This is a genomic window from Azospirillum sp. ST 5-10 (assembly GCF_051225715.1).
Classification (GTDB): Bacteria; Pseudomonadota; Alphaproteobacteria; order Azospirillales; family Azospirillaceae; genus Azospirillum.
Window position 1 is genome coordinate 1 of the sequence record NZ_JBPJSP010000023.1, and the last position, 18,417, is coordinate 18,417.

General features: G+C 72.9%; 17 protein-coding genes. 7 read left to right on the plus strand and 10 right to left on the minus strand.

What is annotated here, in order from left to right; all coding sequences use genetic code 11:
- Positions 1 to 78 precede the first annotated feature (78 nt).
- The 4 genes from ACSBPG_RS22030 to ACSBPG_RS22045 all read right to left on the minus strand — a co-directional run bounded on the left by ACSBPG_RS22030 (position 79) and on the right by ACSBPG_RS22045 (position 5,836).
- A complete protein-coding gene (locus ACSBPG_RS22030) occupies positions 79 to 1,713 on the minus strand; it encodes a fumarate hydratase (protein WP_435539369.1) in 1,635 nt (544 codons plus the stop codon).
- A gap of 122 nt (positions 1,714 to 1,835) precedes the next feature.
- The gene (locus ACSBPG_RS22035) at positions 1,836 to 2,933 is read right to left on the minus strand and encodes a branched-chain amino acid ABC transporter substrate-binding protein (protein ID WP_435539370.1); all 1,098 of its coding nucleotides are present in this window, start codon (positions 2,931 to 2,933) and stop codon (positions 1,836 to 1,838) included.
- A 93-nt stretch (positions 2,934 to 3,026) separates the two neighbouring features.
- Positions 3,027 to 5,057: a M3 family metallopeptidase gene (locus tag ACSBPG_RS22040; protein WP_435539371.1), complete on the minus strand. Its 2,031-nt coding sequence runs from the start codon at positions 5,055 to 5,057 to the stop codon at positions 3,027 to 3,029.
- 140 nt (positions 5,058 to 5,197) lie between these two features.
- Complete coding sequence (locus ACSBPG_RS22045) at positions 5,198 to 5,836, minus strand: ATP-dependent Clp protease proteolytic subunit (RefSeq protein ID WP_435539372.1); 639 nt, start codon at positions 5,834 to 5,836, stop codon at positions 5,198 to 5,200.
- A gap of 230 nt (positions 5,837 to 6,066) precedes the next feature.
- Between ACSBPG_RS22045 and ACSBPG_RS22050 the strand changes: the two genes are divergently transcribed.
- The 5 genes from ACSBPG_RS22050 to ACSBPG_RS22070 are packed head-to-tail and all read left to right on the plus strand — an operon-like array spanning position 6,067 to position 10,563.
- Positions 6,067 to 6,915, plus strand: coding sequence for a glycosyltransferase family 2 protein (locus ACSBPG_RS22050; protein ID WP_435539373.1), 849 nt, complete (start codon positions 6,067 to 6,069; stop codon positions 6,913 to 6,915).
- Positions 6,916 to 6,971: 56 nt separating this feature from the next.
- A complete protein-coding gene (locus ACSBPG_RS22055) occupies positions 6,972 to 7,424 on the plus strand; it encodes a MarR family winged helix-turn-helix transcriptional regulator (protein ID WP_435539374.1) in 453 nt (150 codons plus the stop codon).
- Between the two features lie 36 nt (positions 7,425 to 7,460).
- Positions 7,461 to 8,354 (plus strand): efflux RND transporter periplasmic adaptor subunit, encoded by an 894-nt coding sequence (locus tag ACSBPG_RS22060; RefSeq protein WP_435539375.1) that lies wholly within the window; start codon positions 7,461 to 7,463, stop codon positions 8,352 to 8,354.
- The gene (locus ACSBPG_RS22065) at positions 8,351 to 10,360 is read left to right on the plus strand and encodes an FUSC family protein (protein WP_435539376.1); all 2,010 of its coding nucleotides are present in this window, start codon (positions 8,351 to 8,353) and stop codon (positions 10,358 to 10,360) included. Before ACSBPG_RS22060 ends, ACSBPG_RS22065 begins: the two co-directional genes overlap by 4 nt.
- Positions 10,357 to 10,563, plus strand: a complete 207-nt coding sequence (locus ACSBPG_RS22070) for a DUF1656 domain-containing protein (RefSeq protein WP_435539377.1) — start codon at positions 10,357 to 10,359, stop codon at positions 10,561 to 10,563. Before ACSBPG_RS22065 ends, ACSBPG_RS22070 begins: the two co-directional genes overlap by 4 nt.
- A 6-nt stretch (positions 10,564 to 10,569) precedes the next feature.
- Here the strand turns inward: ACSBPG_RS22070 and ACSBPG_RS22075 are convergent, their stop codons facing one another.
- Positions 10,570 to 11,103, minus strand: a complete 534-nt coding sequence (locus ACSBPG_RS22075; protein ID WP_435539378.1) for a hypothetical protein — start codon at positions 11,101 to 11,103, stop codon at positions 10,570 to 10,572.
- 84 nt (positions 11,104 to 11,187) lie between these two features.
- On the opposite strand from ACSBPG_RS22075, the gene ACSBPG_RS22080 reads away from it, so the two are divergent.
- Positions 11,188 to 11,796 carry a glutathione S-transferase family protein gene (locus ACSBPG_RS22080; RefSeq protein ID WP_435539379.1) on the plus strand — a complete coding sequence of 203 codons (609 nt, stop codon included), beginning with the start codon at positions 11,188 to 11,190 and terminating at the stop codon, positions 11,794 to 11,796.
- Here ACSBPG_RS22080 and ACSBPG_RS22085 read toward each other — a convergent pair.
- A complete protein-coding gene (locus ACSBPG_RS22085) occupies positions 11,793 to 12,011 on the minus strand; it encodes a hypothetical protein (RefSeq protein WP_435539380.1) in 219 nt (72 codons plus the stop codon). The genes ACSBPG_RS22080 and ACSBPG_RS22085 overlap by 4 nt on opposite strands.
- Positions 12,004 to 13,317 carry a citrate synthase gene (gltA, locus tag ACSBPG_RS22090; RefSeq protein ID WP_435539381.1) on the minus strand — a complete coding sequence of 438 codons (1,314 nt, stop codon included), beginning with the start codon at positions 13,315 to 13,317 and terminating at the stop codon, positions 12,004 to 12,006. Before gltA ends, ACSBPG_RS22085 begins: the two co-directional genes overlap by 8 nt.
- Before the next feature lie 264 nt (positions 13,318 to 13,581).
- On the opposite strand from gltA, the gene ACSBPG_RS22095 reads away from it, so the two are divergent.
- A complete protein-coding gene (locus ACSBPG_RS22095; protein ID WP_435539382.1) occupies positions 13,582 to 15,726 on the plus strand; it encodes a ComEC/Rec2 family competence protein in 2,145 nt (714 codons plus the stop codon).
- 33 nt (positions 15,727 to 15,759) lie between these two features.
- Here ACSBPG_RS22095 and lexA read toward each other — a convergent pair whose 3' ends face one another.
- From lexA to moaC, 3 genes are all read right to left on the minus strand, one after another.
- Positions 15,760 to 16,509 (minus strand): transcriptional repressor LexA, encoded by a 750-nt coding sequence (gene lexA / locus ACSBPG_RS22100; RefSeq protein WP_435539383.1) that lies wholly within the window; start codon positions 16,507 to 16,509, stop codon positions 15,760 to 15,762.
- Between the two features lie 137 nt (positions 16,510 to 16,646).
- A complete protein-coding gene (locus ACSBPG_RS22105) occupies positions 16,647 to 17,897 on the minus strand; it encodes a molybdopterin molybdotransferase MoeA (protein ID WP_435539384.1) in 1,251 nt (416 codons plus the stop codon).
- The gene (gene moaC, locus ACSBPG_RS22110; RefSeq protein WP_435539475.1) at positions 17,876 to 18,361 is read right to left on the minus strand and encodes a cyclic pyranopterin monophosphate synthase MoaC; all 486 of its coding nucleotides are present in this window, start codon (positions 18,359 to 18,361) and stop codon (positions 17,876 to 17,878) included. Before moaC ends, ACSBPG_RS22105 begins: the two co-directional genes overlap by 22 nt.
- Positions 18,362 to 18,417: the final 56 nt, after the last annotated feature.

Below are 18,417 nucleotides of genomic sequence, written 5' to 3' on the forward strand. Positions count from 1 at the left end.
CCTGAACCCTTCAGCCTCCCTACAGAATCCATGTCAGCCCGCCACGCTACCCTCTTTTCTCAAATGCGATTCCCCTGCTCAGCCCAGCTTCAGCTCCTGGAAGAAGTCGTTGCCCTTGTCGTCGACGACGACGAAGGCCGGGAAGTCCTCCACCTCGATGCGCCAGATCGCTTCCATGCCGAGCTCGGGGTACTCGATGCACTCGACCTTCTTGATGCAGTCCTGGGCGAGGCGCGCCGCGGCGCCGCCGATGGAGCCGAGATAGAAGCCGCCGTGCTTCTTGCAGGCCTCGGTCACCTCGCGGCTCCGGTTGCCCTTGGCGAGCATGACCATGGAGCCGCCGGCCGCCTGGAACTGGTCGACGAAACTGTCCATGCGCCCGGCCGTGGTCGGGCCGAAGGACCCCGACGGCATGCCCTCCGGCGTCTTGGCCGGGCCGGCGTAGTAGATGGGGTGGTTCCTGACGTAGTCGGGCAGCCCCTGGCCGGCTTCCAGGCGCTGGCGCAGCTTGGCGTGGGCGAGGTCGCGGGCGACGATCAGCGGCCCGGTCAGCGACACCCGCGTGCGGATCGGGTGGCGGGACAGGACGGCGCGGATCTCGTCCATCGGCCGGTTGAGGTCGATCTTCACGACCTCGTCGGCGAGCTGGTCGCCGTCGATCTCCGGCAGGTACTTGGCCGGGTCCGTCTCCAGCTGCTCCAGGAAGATGCCGTCGCGGGTGATCTTGCCCACCGCCTGCCGGTCGGCCGAGCAGGAGACGCCGATGCCGATGGGCAGCGACGCCCCGTGGCGGGGCAGGCGGATGACACGGCAGTCGTGGCAGAAGTACTTGCCGCCGAACTGGGCGCCGATGCCCATGTACTGCGTCAGCTTGTGGATCTCGGCTTCCATCTCCAGGTCGCGGAAGGCGTGGGCGTCCTCGCCCCCGGAGGTCGGCAGGCCGTCCAGGTAGCGGGCCGAGGCCAGCTTCACCGTCTTCAGGTTCTGCTCGGCGCTCAGGCCGCCGATCACCACCGCCAGGTGATAGGGCGGGCAGGCGGCGGTGCCGAGATAGCGGATCTTGTCCTCGAGGAACTTCAGCAGGCGGTCGGGCGCCAGCACCGACGGCGTCGCCTGGTGCAGGAAGGTTTTGTTGGCCGAGCCGCCGCCCTTGGCCATGAACAGGAACTTGTAGGCGTCCTCGCCCTCGGCGTAGATCTCGATCTGGCCCGGCAGGTTGGTGCGGGTGTTGCGTTCCTCGTACATAGAGATCGGTGCGAGCTGGCTGTAGCGCAGGTTGCGCTTGAGGTAGGCGTCCTTGACGCCCGCCGACAGGGCGGCCTCGTCGCCGCCCCGGGTCCAGACGCGCCGGCCCTTCTTGCCCATGACGATGGCGGTGCCGGTGTCCTGGCACATGGGCAGCGTGCCGCCCGCGGCGATGTTGGCGTTCTTCAGCAGGTCGAGCGCCACGAACCGGTCGTTGGCCGAGGCCTCGGGATCGTCGAGGATGGCGCGGAGCTGGCGCAGGTGGCCGGGACGCAGCAGGTGGTTGATGTCGGCGAAGGCCGCCTCGGCCAGCAGACGCAGGCCTTCCGGATCGACCTTGAGCACCTCCTCGCCGTCGAACGCGACGACCGAGACGTGGTCGGCGGTCAGCTTGCGGTAGGGCGTGTCGTCCTTGCCCAGCGGGAACAGGGTGGCGTGTCCCCGGCCAAGGCTGGAATCGTCGGGCATCGGTGCGGTTCCTTCGTTTGCGTCCACGGCTGTTCCGGCGCCGTTGGCGGGGCCGGTTTCGGCCCCGTTATACACCCGCCGGCGGCGGGAACAACGCCCGGCGATGGGCGGACGCCGCCGCCCTACGGGGCGTAGTCGTAGCGGCCGTCCCGCCACTCGTAGACCCGGTAGGCCGGGTTGGTGACGTCGCCCTTGGTGTCGAACGAGACCTTGCCGATCACCGTGTCGTGGGGCCCCTTGCGCAGCGCCGGCATCACCGCCGCGAAGTCGGTGGCACCCGTCGCCGTGACCGCCGAGGCCCAGGCCTGCACCGCGGCGTAGGCGTAGAGCGTGTACCCGGTGGCGTCGCTGCCGGCGGCGTGCAGGCGCTCGACCACCGGCTTGGCCTGCGGGTTGCGGCTGACGTCGGCCTGGAAGGTGAAGAGGGCGCCGTCGCCGGCGGCGCCGGTGATGGCCCAGAAGTCGGGGACGTTGAGGTCGTCGTTGGAGACCAGGCGCAGCTTCAGGCTCTGCTCCGCCGCCTGGCGCACGATCAGGCCGGCCTCCTTGTGGTAGGCGCTGTGGTAGAGCACGGTGGCGCCGGCGTGCTTCAGCTTGGTGACCAGCGCCGAGAAGTCGAGCTCGCCGAGGTTGATCGACTCGTCGAACACCACGGGCACGCCCGCCCGCTCCAGGTTCTCGCGGAAGATGGTCGCCAGGGTGACGCCGGGTGGCGACATGTCGTGGCTGACGGCGACCTTCTCGCCCTTGAAGCGCTCGGCGACGTAGGCCGCGGCCACCGCCGCCTGCTGGTCGTCGCGCCCGCACACCCGGAAGACGTTGTCGAGGCCGCGCTCGGTGAAGGCGGGATTGGTGGACCCCGGGGAGATCTGCACGATCTCGGCGTCGGCATAGACGTCCGAGGCGGGGATCGAGGCGCCGGAGCAGTAGTGGCCGATCACCGCCACCACCTCCTCGCCGACCAGCCGGTTGGCGACGGCGACGGCCTGGCCCGGGTCGCACACGTCGTCCTCGGTCAGCAGCTCCAGCGGCCGGCCGAGCACGCCGCCGGCGGCGTTGATGTCGGCCACCGCCTGGCGTGTGCCGTTGAGCATCTGGTGGCCGATGGCGGCGCTGGAGCCGCTCAGCGGCGCCGCCATGCCGATGCGGATCGGCTCGGCCGCGGCGGCCGGGGCACTCAGAAGCGCCGCGCCGACGGCGGCCGCGAGGATGATGCGCATGCTCTCACTCTCCATCGAGGGACGACGGGCATGGATAGCAGGCAATGGCTCCGCGTCCAGCCGTTTCCCACACCGATGATGCGCAACCCTCCCTTACGCCGCGGCCAGGCCGCGCTGTTCCAGCAGCGCGTCGATCTTCGGCGCGCGGCCGCGGAAGGCGGCATAGAGCTCCATGGGATCGCGGGTGTCGCCGGCCGAATAGATGGCCTTCAGCCCCGCCGCGAGGCGCTCGTCGAAGACGTCGCCCGCTTCGGTGAAGGCGGCGAAGCCGTCGGCGTCCAGCACCTCGGCCCAGAGATAGGCGTAGTAGCCGGCGGCGTAGCCGCTGCCGGCGAACAGGTGCTGGAAGTGCGCCGGGCGGTGGCGCACGACGATCTCGGCGGGCATGCCGATCTTGTCCAGCACCGCCGCCTCGAACGCGGCGACGTCGAGGTCCTGCGTGTCGGCGCGGGTGTGGAACTCCAGGTCGAGGAGCGCCGCGGCCGTGTACTCGACGGTGGCGAAGCCCTGGTTGAAGGTGCGCGCGGCCAGGAGCTTCCGCAGCAGGGCCTCGGGGATCGGCTCGCCCGTCTCGTGGTGGCGGGCGTAGCGGCGCAGGATCTCCGGCGCCGCCAGCCAGTGCTCGAACACCTGGGAGGGGAACTCGACGAAGTCGCGGCGCACCGAGGTGCCGGACTGCGAGGGGTAGCGCACCCGGCTCAGCAGCCCGTGCAGGCCGTGGCCGAACTCGTGGAACAGGGTCTCGGCGTCGTCGAAGCTGAGCAGGGTCGGCTCGCCGCGGGCGAAGTTGTTGTTGTTGACGATGATCGGCGCGACCGGCCCGTCGAAGCTCTCCTGGTCGCGGTAGCTGCTCATCCAGGCGCCGGACCGCTTGCCGGCGCGGGCGAAGTTGTCGTGCAGGAACAGCCCGACATGGGCGCCGTCGCGGTCGCGCACCTCGTAGGCGCGGACGTCGGGATGATAGAGCGGCAGGTCGGTGCGCGGCACGAAGCTCACGCCGAACAGCCGGCCGGCGCAGTCGAAGGCCGCCTGCACCATGTTCTCCAGGACGAAGTACGGCTTGATCTCCGCCTCGTCGAGCTCGTACTTGGCCTGGCGCACCTTCTCGGCGTAGTAGCGCCAGTCCCACGGCGCGATCGGCTCGTTCAGGCCCTCGGCGCGGGCGGCCTCCTGCAGGTCCGCGCGCTCGGCCGCCGCCTTGCGCTTGGCCGGTTCCCACACCTGCTGCAGCAGGGCGGCGACCGCACCGGTGTCCTTGGCCATGGTGTCGTCGAGCCGGTAGTCGGCGTAGCTGGCGTAGCCCAGCAGCCGCGCCTGTTCCGCGCGCAGCGCCACGATCTCGCGGATCAGCGGCGTGTTGTCGTGGTCGCCGGGGTTGCCGCCGCGCGCGGTCCACGCCTCGAACGCCGTGCGGCGCAGGTCGCGCCGGGCGGAGAAGGTGAGGAACGGCTCGACCGAGGAGCGCGCCAGCGTGACGACGTAGCGGCCTTCCAGCCCGCGTTCGCGGGCGGCCTGGGCGGCGGCGGCGCGGGCGAAGGTGGGCAGGCCGGCGAGGTCGGCCTCGTCCAGCACGAGCTGCCACGCCTTCTCGTCGTGCAGGACGTTCTGGGCGAACAGCGTGTGCAGGGTCGCCAGCCGTTCGGAGACGGCCGACATCCGTGCCTTGGCGTCCGGATCGAGGCGGGCGCCGCTGCGCACGAACCCCAGATGCTCGCGCTCCAGCAGGCGGAGCTGGTCGGGCTCCAGCCCCAGGGCGGCGCGGCGCTCGAAGAGGTCGTCGACGCGCGCGAACAGGGCGGCGTTCAGGGCCACCCGCATGTGGTGCTGCGCCAGCTTGGGCGCCACCTCGCGGGCGACCGCCTCCAGCGCGTCGTCGGTGTGGCTGGAGTTCAGGTTGTAGAACACGTGCGAGACCCGGTTCAGCAGCCGGCCGCCGCGCTCCATCGCCTCCACCGTGTTGGCGAAGGTGGGCGCCTCGGGGTTGCCGGCGATGGCCTCGACCTCGGCCGCGTGCTCCGCCATGCCGCGCTCGAAGGCGGGGGCGAAGTGCTCGGGACGGATGCGGTCGAAGGGGGGCAGGCCGAACGGCGTGGTCCAGGTCTCGAAGAACGGGTTCTCGGTCATGCGGTCCTCAGGCAGGAGACGCCCCGGAATATGGCGGCGCGAGGGGCATGAAAAAAGCCCCTCGTCCCGGCGGGAGAGGGGCGTGACGACGCCGGCGGTCCCTCTCCCGGGACGGGAGAGGGAAGGGGGCGGCCGCAGGATCAGAAGAGCTCCGACCAGCTCTCGGTGATGTGGGTGACGATGCCGTACTCCTTGGCGGCCTCGGCCTGCATCCAGAAGTTCCGGTCGGTGTCCTTGGCGACGCGCTCGTAGGGCTGGCCGGTCTCGCGGGCGATGATGCGGTTCAGACGCTCGCGCATCTGGATGATTTCCTTCGCCTCGATGGCGATGTCCGTCGCCCGCCCGCCGGCGCCGCCGAGCGGCTGGTGGATCAGGAAGCGCGTGTTGGGCAGGCAGTAGCGGTTCTCGCGCTTGGCCGCCAGGAAGATGTGGCAGCCGGCCGAGGCGACCCAGCCCGTGCCCAGCATCTTCACCTGCGGCTTCACGAAGCGGATCATGTCGTGGATGGTGTCGCCCGCCTCGACGTGGCCGCCCGGCGAGTTGACGACCACCCGGATGGGGTCGTCGCTCTCGTGGGCGAGCGCCAGGAGCTGCGCCGTGACGCCTTGCGCCAGCTTCATGTCGATCTGGCCGAAGATCAGCACGGTGCGCGATTTGAAGAGGCTCTGCTGGACCGCGGCGAAGGGGGGCGGGGCGCTTTCCTTCGACTTCTCGTCCGGCTCGGTGCCCGGTTCGTTCGGATCCTCGTCGTCGAACCGGTAGTGTCCGGCGTGCGCCATCGTTGTCGAACTCCCTGGTGTCAGTGTCGTGCGGCGAACGCACGTCGCCCTTCCACATAGCCCCTAATCCGCCCGTGTTCAACGGCCGCCCGATCATTTGCCGGTGCCGCGTTGACAAAGCGGCGCCCGCTGCCGGCAAATGCCGGCGAAGGTCAGTTGCCGGCATTTGCCGGCGAAGGTCGGTTGCCGGCAAACGCCGGCGCAGGACAAAGGCAAGGATGGGGCGCGCCATGCTCAGGGTTTCGGTGATCGTGCCGGCCTACCGGGCCGAAGCGACGATCGGTCGCGCGGTGCGCAGTCTGCTGGACCAGACCTGGACCGACTGGGAGGCCGTGGTGGTCGCCGACGACGGCGCCGACTACGCGGCCCTGCTGCGCGCCGAGGGACTCGACGATCCGCGCCTGCGCTTCGCAACCACCGGCCGCACCGGCGCCGGCGCCCCGGCGGCGCGCAACGCCGGCCTCGCCGCCGCCGCCGGCGTCCTGGTCGCCCCCCTCGACGCCGACGACCGCTACGCGCCGGAGCGGCTGGCGGCGCTCGCCCCCCTGGCGGCCGGGCGCGGGGCGGCGGTGGACAACGTCGCCGTGGTGCGCGACGCCGACGGCGCGCCGCTCTCCACCCTGTTCCCGCCGGCCGACGGCGTGGCGGAGCTGGACGCCGACGGCTTCCTCGCCACCTCGGTGCCGATGTTTCCGGTGGTGCGGCGTGACCTCTGCCCCACCTGGTCGGAGGACGTCGCCTTCTGCGACGACGTGGTGTTCAACGTCCACCTCCTCGACCGGGTCGGCCGGCTGCCGCTGGTGCGCCGCCCCTTCTACGAATACCGCCAGCGCGAGGGGTCCATCACCTTCGCCGCCGACGCCGGCGAGCGGGCGGAGCGCTGCTACCGGCATGTCCTCGACCGCATTGCCGGCGACGGCCTGGGCATCGCCGACCCCCTGCTGCGCCGCCGCTTCGCCACGGCGATCGAGCGCAAGCGCGCCCTCAACGCCGCCTACGAGGCGGCCTTCCGCGCCGGGCGCTGCGCCAACTTCCAGGAGTTCCTGGCCCAGGTGCGCCCGCCATCCGGCGGCGCATAGCAGGGCGGCGCCGCCGCGTTCTTGGCGGAATTCGATAGCCAAGCTATCTATTAGCCATGGCATCGAACGACCGTCCCGCCGTTCCCTCCGACTTCGGCATCCATCTCCTGCGCGCCGCCCATCTGTGGCGGCGCGAGGCCAACAAGGTGCTGGCGGAGTGCGGCTTCTCCACCTCGGCGATCCAGCCGCTGATGCTGCTCGACCAGCTCGGCGACGGGCTGCACCAGCGCGAGCTGGCGGAGGAGATGGGCGTCGAGGGGCCGTCGCTGGTGCGGCTGCTGGACGGCCTGACGGCCGCCGGCCTGGTGGAACGCCGCGAGGACCCGGGCGACCGCCGGGCCAAGACGCTGCACATGACCGACCGCGGCCGTGAGCTGTTGGTGCGCGTGAACGCGGCGCTCGACGGCGTGCGGGGCCGCCTGCTGCACGGGGCCGAGGCGGACGGGATCGCCGCCTGCCGCCGTGTGCTGGCGACCGTTGCCGGAAACGCCAAGACCGAACAACCGTGACCGGCGCGTCGCGCCGGCGCCCGAGGACCGAACACCGTGACCGCACTCTCCTTCCTGCCGCGGTTCGCCGTCACCGCGCTGGCGGTGCTCGCCGCCGTGGCCGCTGGCCTGTGGCTGTGGGACTACTACATGAACGAACCGTGGACCCGCGACGGCCGGCTGCGCGCCGACGTCGTCCAGGTGTCGCCGGACGTTGCCGGCCTCGTCACCGAGGTGCGCGTCGCCGACAACCAGGCGGTCGCGGCCGGCGACGTGCTGTTCGTCGTCGATCCCGCCCGCTACCGGCTGGCGGTCGAGCAGGCCGAGGCCAACCTGGAAAGCGCCCGCGCCGAGCTGGGCTACCGCACGGCGGAGGCCGGCCGCTACGAGCGGCTGGGCAACGACGTCGTCTCGGCCGCGCAGCGCCAGGAGACCGAGGCGGCGATGGCCAAGGCCGCGGCCGCCGCCCGCCAGACCGAGGCGGCCCTGGCGCTCGCCCGCTTCAACCTGGAACGCACCGAGGTGCGGGCGACGGTGGACGGCTACGTCACCAACCTGCAGCTCAAGGCGGGCAACTACGTGTCGGCCGGCCAGCCGGTGATCGCCCTGGTCGACGGCGATTCCTTTTACGTCATGGGCTACTTCGAGGAGACGAAGTTGCCCCGCATCGAGATCGGCGACCCCGTGGCGGTCACCATCATGGGCCTGGGCACCCGCCTGCGCGGCCGCGTCGACAGCATCGCCCGCGCCATCGTCGACCGCGACCGCACCGAGGGGGCGGGCCTGCTGCCCAACGTCAACCCGACCTTCAACTGGGTCCGGCTGGCCCAGCGCATTCCCGTCCGCATCGTCCTGGAGGGCGTGCCCGATCCGCGGGTGCTCGTCGCCGGCCGGACGGCGACGGTCGAGGTGCTCGACGACGGCGGCGACGCGGCGGTGGCCGGCCTATGACCCTGCCGAGCTGCGCCGAGGCCCTGTTCTCCCTGAAGTCCTTCGCGGCGGCGATGCTGGCGCTCTACGTCGCCATGGCGATGGGATCGCCCCGGCCGTTCTGGGCGATGATGACCGCCTACATCGTCTCCGGCCCGCTGTCGGGGACGGTGCGCTCCAAGGCGGTGTTCCGGGTGGTCGGCACCGTCGTCGGCTCGACGGCGACGGTGCTGATGGTGCCGGCGCTGGCCCAGGCGCCGGAACTGCTCGCCCTGGCGCTCGCCCTCTGGGTCGCCGCCTGCCTCTACGTCTCACTGCTCGACCGGACGCCGCGCAGCTACCTGTTCATGCTGGCCGGCTACACCGCCGGGGTGATCGGCTTCCCCGGGGTGTCGCAGCCCGACGCCATCTTCGACACCGGCCTGGCGCGCGTCGAGGAGATCCTGCTCGGCATCGCCTGCGCGACGCTGGTCCACAGCGTGGTCTTTCCCCAGGGCGTCGGGCCGGTGCTGCTGGGGCGGCTCGACGCCATCCTGGGCGACGCCGAGCGCTGGACCCTCGACGTGCTGTCGGGGCGCGGCGCGGAGACGTCCGGCGACCGCCAGAAGCTGGCCCGCGACCTCACCGAGCTGCGGGTCATGGCCACCCATCTGCCCTATGACACCACCGACGTGCGCCGGGCGGCGCGTCCGGTGCGGGCGCTGCAGGACCGCATGGCCTATCTGCTGCCGATCCTCGCCGCCATCGAGGACCGGCTGGCCGCGCTCCGGGCCGACGGTGCCGGGCCGCCGCCCGGGCTGGCGGCGGTGCTGGAGGACGTGAAGCGCTGGATCGCCGCGGACGAGGCGGAGGGCGGCGCCGGCGCGCTGCACGACGCCCTGGCCCGTCTGCAGCCGCCCGTCGCGGCGGCGATGACGTGGCGCGACGCCACCCTGCTCAACCTGCTGACCCGCCTGCGCGCGCTGGTCGACATCCACGGCGACTGCCGGGAGCTGCGGGCGCGCATCCGCAGGGGCGACGCGGCGCTGCCCGGCCATCTCGATCCGCTGACCCGCAGCCGGTCGCGCCGGGTCTTCCACCTCGACCGCGGCATGGCGCTGTGGTCGGCGGCCGCGGCGGTGCTGGCGATCCTCTCGGTCTGCGCCTTCTGGATCGCCACGGGATGGACGTCGGGGGCGTCCGCGGCGATGATGGTCACCATCTTCTCCTGCTTCTTCGCCGCCCTGGACGATCCGGTGCCGGGGCTCCGGCTGTTCCTGACCTTCACCCTCGCCTCGGTGCCGATCGCCGGCGCCTACCTGCTGTTCGTGCTGCCGGCGATCGACAGCTTCGTGCTGCTGGCCCTCGTCCTCGCCCCCACCTTCCTGGTGCTGGGCGCCTACGCGGCGCGCCCGGCCACCACCGGCAAGGCCATGGCCATGCTGCTGGGCACCGCGGGATCGCTCAGCCTGCTCGACACCGGCCAGGGCGACGTCGCCTCCTTCCTCAGCGGCAGCTTCGGCCAGGTCGCCGGCATCGTCACCGCCATGACGGTGATGCGGCTGTGCCGCTCGGTGGGGGCCGCCTGGAGCGCGCGCCGCCTGCTGCGCGCCGGCTGGCGCGACGTCGCCGCGCTGGCCGCCGGGCGCGGGATCGAGCCGGCGGCCGGTTTCCAGAGCCGCATGCTCGACCGCGTCGGGCTGCTGTCGACCCGCCTGGCGCTCGCCGGTCCCCACGAGGATCTCGCCGCCGCCGACGCCGTGAACGACCTGCGGACCGGTCTCAACATCGCCGAGCTGCAGCGCGCGCAGCGCGCCCTCGACCGCCCGTCGGCGGCCGGTGTGGAGACCCTGCTCGACGCGCTCGGCCGGCACTTCCGGACGCTGCCGCGCCGCGCGCCGACGCCGCTGCCGCCGGCCGTGCGCGCCGGCCTGGACACCGCTCTGTCCGGGGTCGTCGGCGCCGCGCCGGGGGCCGAGCGGGATCGTGCCGTCGTCGCCCTGGCCGGGCTGCGCCGCAGCCTCTTTCCCGAGGAGGAACCCGCATGATCGGGGAGATCGACCTGTACGGCCTCTTCGTGCCGCCGCTGGCCATCCTCGCCGTCGTCGCCTGGGGCGTGTCGCGCCTGCTGCGCCGCGGCCTGCGCGGCGCCGGCCTCTACGGCTGGGTGTGGCACCCGCCGCTGTTCGACCTCGCCCTCTACGTCGTCGTGCTGGTCGGGCTGACGGCGCTGTCCGCGCGCCTGACCTGAGCCGTCTCAGGCGCGGGGCAGCAGCTCCACGGTGCGGCACAGCTCGCGCCCGTCGTCGCCGCGCAGGCGGCCGTAGCGTCCGTACAGCGGCGCGCCGGCGGCCACGCCGGCGGCGGCGGCCAGCGGGCCGTCGGCGGCGGCGCGCAGGAAGGCCAGCGGCTCGGCCCGGTGACGGACCCCGGCCTCGTCGAGCAGGCGGCCGAAGGCCGTGTCGGCGGCCCGCATGCCGGCCGGAACGCTGGCGGGCAGGGCGGCGAGCGACACCCGGATGGCCGCCACCGCGGCGGTGACCGGCGGGCCGGCGGCGGCGCAGCGCAGGACCACCAGCCGCGACAGCGCCGCCGGTTCCTCCCACTGGGCGAGGCGCCGCACCCGGACCGTCCCGCCCCAGCGGGCGGCGAGCGTCCCCGTCATGCCGGAGTCGTGGTCGAGGAGGCGCCGGAAGGCGGCCGGCAGGGCGGCGGCGGCAATCTCCTCCACCGCGCACCGGACGCCGAGCGCCGCCAGGAAGGGCGCCAGGAAATCCGCCGCGTCGGTCATCCGTGGTCCTTCCAGGATGGCTGTGGCGTCCGCACCCGTTCCGTGGTTTCATCCGCCTGCGGATGAATGGCGCGCGAGGCGACGATGCTGCGACTGTACGACAACCTGTCCTCCGGCAACGGCTACAAGTGCCGGCTCCTGCTGCACAAGCTCGGCATCCCGTACGAGCGGGTCGAACTGGACATCGACCGGGAGGAAACCCGCACGGCGGCGTTCCTGGCCAAGAATCCCAACGGCCGCATTCCCGCCCTGGAGCTGGAGGACGGCACGGTGCTGCCGGAGTCCAACGCCATCCTCTGGTACCTCGCCGAGGGCACGCCGTTCCTGCCGGACGACCGCCTGGGCCGCGCCCAGGCGCTGCAATGGATGTTCTTCGAGCAGTACAGCCATGAGCCGAACGTCGCCACGGTGCGCTACTGGATCACCCACCACGTGACGATGACGGAGGAACGCACCCTGGCGCTGCCGACCAAGCGCCGGCTCGGCTACGACGCGCTGGCGGTGATGGAGGGGCATCTGGCGGCGCGCGACTTCTTCGCGGCCGGCCGGTTCACCGTCGCCGACATCGCGCTCTACGCCTACACCCATGTGGCGCACGAAGGGGGATTCGATCTCGGGGGCTACCCGCGGGTGCGGGCGTGGCTCGACCGCGTCTCGGCGCAGGAGCGGCACATTCCCATCACGCAGGGTTAGAACCAGCCGAGGATGCGCAGGGCGGCCAGGGCGATGGCCGCCGCCACCGTCGTCCCCGCGGCGGCGCGCAGCACGCGCCGGCGCAGCGGCGCCCTGTTGTCGTTGGCCGCGGGATGGAGCCGCAGCCGCCGGGCGGGGACGATGGCCGAGGTCGGGGGGCGGGTGGCTCCGCCGGAGCCACCCGTTCCGAACTGGGCTGTCGGTGGGTTAGCCACGCTCGGCCAGCGGCACGAAGGCGCGCTTGGTCTCGCCGGTGTAGAGCTGGCGCGGCCGGCCGATCTTCTGCACCGGATCCTCGATCATCTCCTTCCACTGCGAGATCCAGCCGACGGTGCGCGCCACCGCGAACAGCACGGTGAACATGCTGGTCGGGAAGCCCATCGCCTTCAGGATGATGCCGGAGTAGAAGTCGACGTTCGGGTACAGCTTCTTCTCGACGAAGTAGTCGTCCTCGAGCGCGATCTTCTCCAGCTCCATGGCGATGTCGAGCAGCGGCTCGTCCTTGATGCCGAGTTCGCCGAGAACCTCGTGGCAGGTCTGGCGCATCACCTGGGCGCGCGGGTCGTAGTTCTTGTAGACCCGGTGGCCGAAGCCCATGAGGCGGAAGTTGTCGTTCTTGTCCTTGGCGCGCTTGACGATCTCGGGGATGCGGTCGACCGAACCGATCTCCTGGAGCATCTTCAGCACCGCCTCGTTGGCGCCGCCGTGGGCGGGGCCCCACAGCGAGGCGATGCCGGCGGCGATGCAGGCGAAGGGGTTGGCGCCCGACGAGCCGGCGAGGCGGACCGTCGAGGTCGACGCGTTCTGCTCGTGGTCGGCGTGGAGGATGAAGATCTTGTCCATGGCCTTGGACAGGACCGGGTTGACCTTGTACGGCTCGCACGGCGTGCCGAAGGTCATGTAGAGGAAGTTCTCCGCGTAGGTCAGGTCGTTGCGCGGATACATGAAGGGCTGGCCCATCGAGTACTTGTAGGCCATGGCGGCGATGGTCGGCATCTTGGCGATCAGACGGTGCGCCGCGATCTTGCGCTGCACCGGATCGTCGATGTCCGTGGAATCGTGGTAGAAGGCGGAGAGCGCGCCGGTCACGCCGCACAGCACCGCCATCGGGTGGGCGTCGCGCCGGAAGCCGCTGTAGAAGCGGGTCAGCTGCTCATGCACCATGGTGTGGCGGCGGATGATGTTCTCGAACTCCTGCTTCTCCTGCGCGTTGGGCAGGTGGTTGTTGAGCAGGAGGAAGCAGACCTCCGGGAAGTTGCAATGTTCGGCCAGGTCGTCGATGGCATAGCCGCGGTGCAGGAGAACGCCCTCGTCGCCGTCGATGTAGGTGATCTGGGATTCGCAGCTGCCGGTCGAGGTGAAGCCCGGGTCGTAGGTGAAATGTCCGGTCTCGGCGTACAGCTTGCGGATGTCGATCACGCTCGGCCCCGTCGAGCCGTGCATGACGGGCAGGGTGACCTGCTTGCCCGTGCGGTTGTCGATCAGGGTGACGGTGTCGCTGGACGACGCAGTCTGGGTCATCTCGGCACGTCCTTATTTATGGGTTGGGGGCCTTCCCGCCCGTGACGAATCGGCGCAGCATAGTTCCGTGGGCGGCGGATATCAACGCGTCGGCGCGACCGACGTTCGCGGCTGCACACAGCACGCCTGCGTGCGGGAGGGCGAAGCGGATGAGCACGGCGGTCGGCGTCACGTGTCCTGTCCTGGCACGGCGGCATTGCCGCGGAGGTGTAACACATTCAGCGGTGGGAGGGAGTCATTCGATGCGGGCAGGGCGGTGCCGCGGTGGCTGAAGGGCTGCTCGACGACGACCGCCCGGGCGGCCTTCCGGGCGGCCTGCCGGGCGCGGTGTCCTCCCACCCGGCGGCCCGCGCCGCCGCGCGCCTGGCGGCGCTCGCGGCGGCGGAGCGCGACCGCTGGGCGCTGTGGACGCCGGCCGGACTCGGCGCCGGGGCCGCCGTCTATTTCGCCCTGCCGGCGGAGCCGTCGGCCTGGGCCGGCGTCGCGGCGCCGCCGCTGGCCGCCGTCCTCGCCATCGCGCTCCGGCGGCGGCCGGCGCTCCTGCTGCCGGCCCTGGCGCTGCTGGCCGTGGCGCTCGGCTTCGCCGCGGCGCAACTCCGCACCGCGCTGGTGGCGGCGCCGCTCCTGGAGCGGCCCACCGGCGTCGTGGCCGTCACCGGGCGCGTGGTCGGCGTGGAGCGGCTGGCGCGCGGCGGGCGGCTGGTGCTGGAGGGGCCGACGATCGCCGGGCTGGCGGCCGAGGCGACGCCGCGCCGCGTCCGGGTGCGGGTCGCCGGCGACCCGCCGCCGCCCGGCGCCATGGTCGGGCTGCGGGCCTCCCTGCGTGCGCCGTCGGCGCCGGCGGCGCCGGGCGCCTTCGACTTCCGCCGTCACGCCTTCTTCGAGGGGATCGGCGGCGTCGGCTACGCCGTCGCCGCGCCGACGCTGCTCGCGGCGCCGCCGCCCGGCGGCTGGCCGGCGGTGCGGGTGGCGTTCGAGGCGGCGCGCGACGCCGTCGCCGCCCGCGTCGCCGCCGTCCTCGGCGGGCCGGAGGCGGGGATCACCACCGCGCTCCTGAACGGCGAGCCGGCCGGCATTCCCGAACCGGCGCTGCAGGCCATGCGCGACAGCGGCCTCGCCCATCTGCTGTCGATCTCCGGTTTGCACATCGGCCTGGTGGCGGGGCTGGTGTTCTTCGCCGTGCGGGCGCTGCTGGCGCTGGCCGAGCCGCTGGCGCTGCGCTGGCCGATCAAGAAGATCGCCGCCGCCGCCGGGCTCGCCGCGGCCGTCGCCTACACCCTGATGGTCGGGGCGCCGGTGCCGACCCTGCGCTCGGTGCTGATGACCGGGCTGATCCTGGCCGCGGTGATGCTGGACCGCGACCCCTTCAGCATGCGCCTGGTCGCCTTCGCCGCCGCGGTCGTGCTGCTGGTCCTGCCCGACAGCCTGCTGGGGCCGAGCTTCCAGATGTCCTTCGCCGCCGTGGTGGCGCTGATCGCCACCTACGAGCTGGCGGCGCCGGCCCTGCGGCGCTGGCGCAGCGGCCAGGGCTGGGCCGGCCGGGCGGTCCTCTACCTGGGAGGGGTGGCGCTGACCAGCGTCGTCGCCTCGGCGGCGACCACGCCGTTCGCCCTCTTCCATTTCCAGACCATCGCCTTCTACGGCGTGCTGGCCAACATGCTGGCGGTGCCGGTGACCTCCTTCTGGGTCATGCCGGCGGGGCTGTTCGCCTATCTGCTGATGCCGCTGGGCCTGGAGGAGCCGGCGCTGGCCGCCATGGGCTGGGGCGTGTCGGCGATCCTGTGGACGGCCGAGACGGTGAGCGCCCTGCCGGGCGCGACCGCGCCGGTCCCCGCCATGCCGCTGTGGGGCCTGTCGGCGGTCACGCTGGGCGGGCTGTGGCTGACCCTGTGGCGGCGGCCGTGGCGGGTCCTCGGCGTCGCCGGCCTGGCGCTCGGCCTCGTCTCGCCGGCCCTGGCCGGGCGGCCGGACGTGCTGGTGGCGGGGGAGGGCGACCTGGTCGCCGTGCGCGCCGCCGACGGCACCCTGTCCTTCTCCTCGGCACGCGGCCAGCGCTTCGTCGCCGAGGTCTGGCTGCGCCGCGACGGGGCACGGGCGCGCGGCGCCCCCTGGCCGGCGGCCGGGCGGAGCGCCGACGGCCGGCTCGCCTGCGACGCCCTGGGCTGCCTCTACCGGGCCGGCGGGCGGACGGTGGCGCTGGCGCGGGCGCCGGAGGCGCTGGCGGAGGACTGCGCGGCGGCGGACGCCGTCGTCAGCGCCGAGGCGGCGGGCCGCTGCGCGGCCGCCGCGGTGATCGACCGCTGGCACCGCTGGCGGCGCGGCGGCCACGCGCTCTACCTCTCGCCCGACGGCGTGCGGGTGGAGGACGTGCGCAGCGGGCGCGGCGAGCGGCCGTGGACCGGGCGTTAAGCCGGTCGGGCGACTCTGCTCGGACCCGTCCCGTCAGTACTTGCGGATCAGCCCGACGAGGCGGCCCTGGACGCGCACGCGGTCGGCGCCGAAGATGCGCGTCTCGTACGACGCGTTGGCCGGCTCCAGGGCCACGGTGTTGCCCTTGCGGCGCAGGCGCTTCAGGGTGGCCTCGTGGTTGTCCACCAGGGCGACGACGATGGTGCCGTTGTCGGCGGTGTCGCAGCGCTGGATCACCACCGTGTCGCCGTCGAGGATGCCGGCCTCCACCATGGAATCGCCGGCCACCTCGAGGGCGTAGTGCTCGCCCGGGTTCAGCATGGTGGCGGGTATGTCGACCACCCCGGCGCCGTCGCGCAGCGCCTCGATCGGCGTGCCGGCGGCGATCCGGCCGTAGAGGGGGAGCTGCACCGTCTCGGCGGCGGCCACCACCTCGCGCCCCGGCATGGCGCCGGAGAAGTCGCCGCGGATCACGTTGGGCTGGAAGCGCGGGCGCGGCGTCCGGGCCGGCGCGGCGGGCGCCGCCGCAGCCACCGGCTCGGGCTGGATGCCGCGCGGCGGCTCCATGCCGTCGGGCAGGCGCAGCACCTCCAGCGCCCGGGCGCGGTGGGGCAGGCGGCGGATGAAGCCGCGCTCCTCCAGGCCGGTGATCAGGCGGTGGATGCCCGACTTGGACTTCAGCCCCAACGCGTCCTTCATCTCGTCGAAGGAGGGCGACACCCCGCCCTGGCCGAGCCGTTCGTGGATGAAGAGCAGAAGTTCCTGCTGCTTGCGCGTGAGCATGAGTCCCTCCCGGACGCCGGCCGAAACGATCGGAACAAAAGAAAAACGGTTGGGTTTGTTCTAGTTTGGTTCCGCTCCGGCGTCAAGCCTGGAAACGTTGTCTCGGCTGAAAAGATACGCGCCGAGTCGCCCCGCGGTCAAAGCTCCAGAACGCCGCCGCCGAGCCGCAGGAAGGCGACGTGCGCCCCCGTCTCCGCCGGCGGTGCGTGGGGCGGCCGGACGATCAGCGCGTCGGCCTGCGCCATCCGCGACGTCATGGCGGAATCCTGACGCGCGAAGGGCGTGGCGACCGCCGTGCCGTCGTCGCGCCACGTCACGGCGGCGCGCACGTAGTCGGCGCGCTCGTCGCTCGCCGGCAGCCGGCCGTCGAGGCGGGCGACGCCGCGGCGGCCGTCGTCGGCCGGCAGCCCCTGGAAGGCGCGCAGCAGGGGTTTGAGGAAGAGGACGGCGGCGACCGTGCCCGACGCCGGGTTGCCGGGCAGGCCGAGCAGACGGCGCCCGCCGGCGCGGCCGAACAGGACGCCCTTGGCCGGACGCATGGCGACGCCGCGCACCACCGGCTCGCCGCCGTCGAGCAGACGCCGGACCACGTCGTGGTCGCCTTCGGAGGCGCCGCCCGCGGTGACCAGCAGATCGGCCCCCTCGGCCGCGGCCGCCCGCTCGGCGAGGGCCTCGTCGCGGTCCGGCGCGATGCCGAGGTTGTGGGCGACGCCCCCCTGGCTCTCGATCAGGGCGCACAGGCCGAAGGCGTTGGAGCTGACGATCTGGCTCGGGCCCAGGGGCTCGCCGGGCAGGCGGATCTCGTCGCCGGTGGCCAGCACGGCGACCCGGGGGCGGCGGTGCACCACCAGCCACGGCACGTTGGCGCCGGCGGCCAGCGCCACGTCGCGGCTGGTCAGGCGGCGCCCGGCCGGCAGGACCGGGCTGCCGGCGGTGAAGTCGAGGCCGGGCGGGCGGACGAACCGCCCGGCGGCCACCGCGCGGCCGACGCGCACCGTCCCGTCGCCGGCCGTGCAGTCCTCCTGCATGACGACGGCGTCGGCTCCGGCGGGCAGCGGCGCCCCGGTGAAGATCCGCACCGCCTCTCCCGGGCCGACCGCGCCGGCGAAGGCGTGGCCGGCGGAGGCCTCGCCGATGCGGCGCAGGACCATGGGGGCTTCGGCCCCGGCGCCGGCCACGTCGGCGGCGCGCACCGCCCAGCCGTCCATCATGGAGGCGGCGAAGGGCGGCTGGGTCAGGCGGGCGACCACCGGCTCGGCCAGCACGCGGCCGAGCGCCGCCGTCAGCGGCACGGTCTCGGCCGGCAGCGGCGGGCAGGCCGCCAGCATGCGGGCGAGCGCCTCCTCGACGGTCGGCAGGGCCGCGGTCACGGCGCGGCGGCGCCCCACTCGCCGCTCTTGCCGCCGGCCTTGTGGACGAGGCGGACCTCGGTGATGGTCATGCCGCGGTCGACCGCCTTGCACATGTCGTAGACCGTCAGCGCCGCCACCGAGACGGCGGTCAGCGCCTCCATCTCGACGCCGGTCTGCCCCTTGAGCTTGCAGGTCGCCTCGATGTCGACGGCGTTGCGCGCGGGGTCGACCGTCAGCTCGACCTTGACCGAGGTCAGCATCAGCGGGTGGCACAGCGGGATCAGGTCGGGCGTGCGCTTGGCCCCCATGATGCCGGCGAGGCGGGCCACCGACAGCACGTCGCCCTTCTTGACGCCGCCCTCGACGATCAGCGCGACGGTTTCCGGCCGCATCAGCACGCTGCCGCGCGCCGTCGCGGTGCGTTCGGTCTCCGCCTTGTCGGAGACGTCCACCATCACCGCGCGGCCTTCGGCGTCGAAATGGGTGAAGCCGCCGCTCATCTCGTTCTCCCCGGTTCGGAAGGTCTTTTCCATGAACAGGCTGGCGGGCGCCGGCG